Annotated in this window: 3 protein-coding genes; 2 read left to right on the top strand and 1 reads right to left on the bottom strand. The window is 54.0% G+C overall.

All coding sequences use genetic code 11. The features are described 5' to 3' along the window. Positions 1-214: 214 nt before the first annotated feature. Positions 215-946 (bottom strand): hypothetical protein, encoded by a 732-nt coding sequence (locus H6F43_RS16010; RefSeq protein ID WP_190343721.1) that lies wholly within the window; start codon positions 944-946, stop codon positions 215-217. Between the two features lie 252 nt (positions 947-1,198). Between H6F43_RS16010 and purL the strand changes: the two genes are divergently transcribed. Continuing rightward, entirely contained in the window at positions 1,199-3,532 is a 2,334-nt protein-coding gene (purL, locus tag H6F43_RS16005; protein ID WP_190343720.1) for a phosphoribosylformylglycinamidine synthase subunit PurL, read from the top strand. A gap of 195 nt (positions 3,533-3,727) precedes the next feature. Then, on the top strand, positions 3,728-4,539 hold an 812-nt coding region (locus H6F43_RS16000), incomplete at its 3' end, for a class II glutamine amidotransferase (protein WP_190343719.1).

The raw sequence follows: 4,539 nt of genomic DNA, 5'->3' as shown, positions 1-4,539 counted from the left end.
GGCAAACGTTTGAAGCGCCGCTAGTGAGGAAGGAAGGGCGATCGCGCTAGGTAGAATCTCAGTACGGGCTAGCGCTTCCTACACTCTCTGCTACCAAAGCGCCAGAATTTAATTGAGCAAAGTAATACAGTCGGTTAATGACGACACTGCAAAGGCTGCGAGAGCGGGTGCAGGAATCAGTGGGCTAGTCGTCCTTCCCCACGACAAGCCTGCATCATACCTTCAGCCGGATGTATGTTACCCACGTGTATGCGAACTCCTGCTCGTGGTTTAGGTGCTGAAGGACTGGGGGAATTTCCTTCCAAAGTGGTTCGACTGGGCACCCTTCTGGGGTCGGTGGAATCAGCGGCGGAAACAGATAGTATTCATCAATCGCGTTGAACAAATAGGGCAGTACAGGATGGTTGTGCTTGATTAGATGGGTGATAGATTCGTGGTAGGTGTCTTCGTATTGATTGTCATCTAAAATTACATGCTGAATTCCGTAATTCATTGCTTGCTCTAAACGAGGAGAAACGTTTTGATGATCGTCAAAAACGACGCAGGCTTGAGCTGCAATTTCTCCAGGAAACCCAAAGCAGGAAAAGTCGTGGGTGTTGTAGTGTGCTCGGGGCGATCGATAAACCTGTCCCAAGTTAAGCGGCATCATCAGAACTGGGTCAAGGCAGATTAGTGAAGCGCTGGGCAACATCGATTCGATTAGCCAAGTCGAGAATCCGCGCCAGATGCCAGACTCGATAACTGCACCTGGCGCAATTCTCTTGAGAAAGGAATAGTATGCAAAGGCAGACCCAAACGTAATGCCGCCAGTGTTATCGAATGGGCGTTTCTCATATAAGTGAACAAAGTCGTCCAGCTCTTTCTCAAGAGCTGCTCGATCGCTGAATAGATCAACCATTTCCCAGTTAATTTCAGGCACATCCAATGAAAAATTCGTCTTAACCATCGCTCTTAATCAAGTAGGTTCAATTTGCTGTAGTTAATAATAGTTCCCCACAAGGAACCTAGTAAGACACATTAACTACTTAAAGAAAGATATCGAACGGTTAAGAGCGATTTGCTTCTAGTGATTTGCCTGTTGAATTCTGTCCCTTCACATCGATTGAATTAATGCAAGTCCACAGGTTGCGTTTCGCGATCGCCCTGACTCTATCGAATCTCGATACAATAAACCCTGTTCTGTTGCTGCACCTGTTTTATGTCTGCCCTATCATCGGCTCCGTTTTCGGCTGAAGAAATTGCTGCGGAGGGCATTAAGCCAGAGGAATACGAGGAAATTGTGAAGCGGTTGGGCCGCCACCCCACGATCGCCGAACTGGGCATGTTCGGCGTCATGTGGTCTGAACATTGCTGCTACAAAAACTCGCGCCCATTGCTGAAGCAGTTTCCAACGCAGGGCGATCGCATCCTTGTCGGTCCGGGCGAAAACGCGGGCGTCGTAGATCTGGGTAACGGACTGCAACTAGCGTTCAAAATTGAGTCGCACAATCACCCGTCAGCCGTGGAGCCATTTCAAGGAGCAGCAACGGGGGTCGGGGGCATTCTGCGTGACATTTTCACCATGGGAGCACGCCCGATCGCCCTGCTCAACTCGCTCCGCTTTGGCTCGCTTGAGGATGCAAAAACAAGACGCCTGTTTAGCGGCGTGGTGTCGGGTATTAGTCACTACGGCAACTGTGTGGGCGTTCCTACCGTTGGTGGCGAAGTGTACTTTGACCCTGCGTATTCCGGCAATCCGCTCGTCAACGTGATGGCGCTGGGACTAATGGAAACGCCAGAAATCGTCAAATCAGGGGCGAAGGGTGTGGGAAATCCGGTGCTGTACGTTGGCTCGACGACTGGACGAGACGGCATGGGCGGCGCGAGTTTTGCCAGTGCCGAATTAAGTGATGCATCGCTGGACGATCGTCCAGCCGTGCAGGTCGGCGATCCCTTCCTGGAAAAATCGCTGATCGAAGCCTGTTTAGAAGCCTTCAAAACTGGCGCGGTTGTGGCAGCGCAAGATATGGGAGCCGCTGGAATTACCTGTTCCACCGCAGAGATGGCAGCGAAGGGCGGTGTCGGGATTGAGTTTGACTTGGATCGCGTGCCTGTGCGCGAAGCGGGGATGGTGCCGTATGAGTATCTGTTGTCAGAGTCGCAGGAGCGAATGCTGTTTGTGGCAGAGAAGGGGCGCGAGTCAGAGCTGATCGAGATTTTTCAACGCTGGGGACTGCACGCGGTTGTTGCAGGGACAGTGATTGAGGAGCCGATCGTCCGCATTCTATTCAAAGGCGAAATTGCCGCAGAAGTGCCTGCTACGGCTCTCGCAGACAACACCCCCATCTATCACCGCACGCTGCTAGACCAACCGCCAGAGTACGCTCAGCAAGCTTGGAACTGGTCGATCGCCCAACTGCCCGACTGCACCGCTGACGGCATCGACCATCAAGGCACGCACTTGAGCTGGAATGACGTGCTGTTGCGCCTGCTCGACACGCCCACGATCGCCTCGAAGCGCTGGGTTTACCGCCAGTACGACCACCAAGTACAGAACAACACCCTTCTGCTGCCCGGAGGCGCAGATGCAGCAGTCATTCGCATTCGCCCTGTGTCTACTCTCCACTCTCCACTGCCTGCCGTTGCTGCCACAGTCGATTGCAACCCCCGCTATGTCTACCTCAACCCTTATGAAGGAGCTAAGGCAACCGTCGCAGAAGCCGCCCGCAACTTGAGCTGTGTGGGGGCAGAACCGTTGGCAGTGACGGACAACCTGAACTTCGGCAGCCCAGAAAAGCCGATCGGCTACTGGCAATTAGCCGAAGCCTGTCGGGGTCTGGCAGAAGCTTGCCGCGAACTTGGTACGCCCGTCACGGGAGGAAACGTCTCGCTCTACAACGAAACACTGGACAGCAATGGGACACCGCAACCAATCTATCCGACTCCGGTCGTTGGCATGGTGGGGCTGATTCCTGATTTAACTCAGGTATGCGGTCAGGGTTGGCAGGCAGAAACCGATCGCATCTACCTGTTAGGACGCCGACTCGATGCGGCTGATAGCGGCGCGACGCTGGGTGGCTCGGAGTACTTGGCAACGATTCATGGCACCGTCGCCGGACAGCCACCGAGTGTAGATTTTGGCGTGGAACGGCGTGTGCAAGCCGCGTGTCGAGACGGCATTCGACGCGGCTGGGTACGATCGGCGCACGACTGCTCCGAGGGCGGATTGGCAGTAGCGCTAGCGGAATGCTGCATTAGCGGCGATCGTGGAGCATCCGTGACCTTACCTGCTGCTTCACGCTGGGATGAGATTCTGTTTGCTGAAGGCGGAGCGCGAATCGTGGTGTCTGTTTCTCCCACACATCAGTCCGATTGGGAGGCGTTTTTACACGAGCAATTAGGTGAGGACTGGCAACTATTAGGCAATGTCAGTGCGCCTCAGGGATCGCTACAAATTGCCGCAGTTGATCGGCAATCAGCGGTGATCGACCTTCCACTGGCGGTAATGAGCGATCGCTGGCAGCGCGCGATCGAGCGGCGGTTAGCTCGTTAGTCAGGTTGAGTCATTTATGGGCTGTCACTACTAATCCCCACTGGACAAGTGGGGCTGTTAGGATGTAACCGTTAGTTACCGCCCGTTAATGAGAAGATTAATGAGCTTAAGAAGAGCTTAAGCTCAGTTATTTTTTTCACGACATCGATCGCTGTCCGCGCATTCCTATCCCTGACCAGGAGCCGTTCCGAAATCATGATTCCAAATCAGTCTCGCCCTGTTGATTCCGCTGCCATCCAGACCCAATTGGGCGAGGCGCTGGACGATCGTCCAGACAAACCTGAGGAAGCCTGCGGCGTGTTTGGTATCTATGCACCCGAAGAAAATGTTGCCCGATTGACGTATTTTGGACTGTTTGCGCTACAGCATCGGGGACAAGAATCGGCGGGGATCGCCACATTTGAGGATCTTGGCGAAGCACCATCGGCAGAAGTGCGCGTGCATCTGCACAAAGAGATGGGATTGGTGTCTCAGGTATTTAATGAAACTATTCTAGGCACTTTACCGGGGAAGCTGGCGATCGGGCACACGCGCTACTCCACCACGGGATCGAGCCGGGTTGTGAATGCCCAACCGGCGGTGGTCGAGACCCGTCTGGGAAAGCTAGCGCTGGCGCACAACGGAAATTTAGTCAATACGGGAAGTCTGCGAGAAGGGCTGCTGAAAAATAACTACAGCTTTGTCAGCAGCACGGACTCAGAACTCATCGCGCTGTCAATTGCAGAAGAAGTCAATAACGGTAAAAGCTGGTTGGAAGCTGCTATTAGTGCGTTCCACCGCTGCGAGGGTGCGTTTAGCTTAACGATCGCTACCCCAACGGGTTTGATGGGAACGCGAGACATCAACGGCATTCGTCCGCTCGTGATCGGCACGCTGCCGCAGCTTTCACCCACAGACCCACTCCGCTATGTGCTGGCTTCAGAAACTTGCGCGCTCGATATCATTGGCGCGGACTACCTGCGCGATGTGGAACCCGGAGAACTCGTTTGGATTACGGAGGAAGGGCT

Source organism: Leptolyngbya sp. FACHB-36 (assembly GCF_014695955.1).
In the GTDB taxonomy this organism is placed as follows: Bacteria; Cyanobacteriota; Cyanobacteriia; order Leptolyngbyales; family Leptolyngbyaceae; genus FACHB-36.
This window is presented reverse-complemented; position numbering and strand designations above follow the sequence as displayed.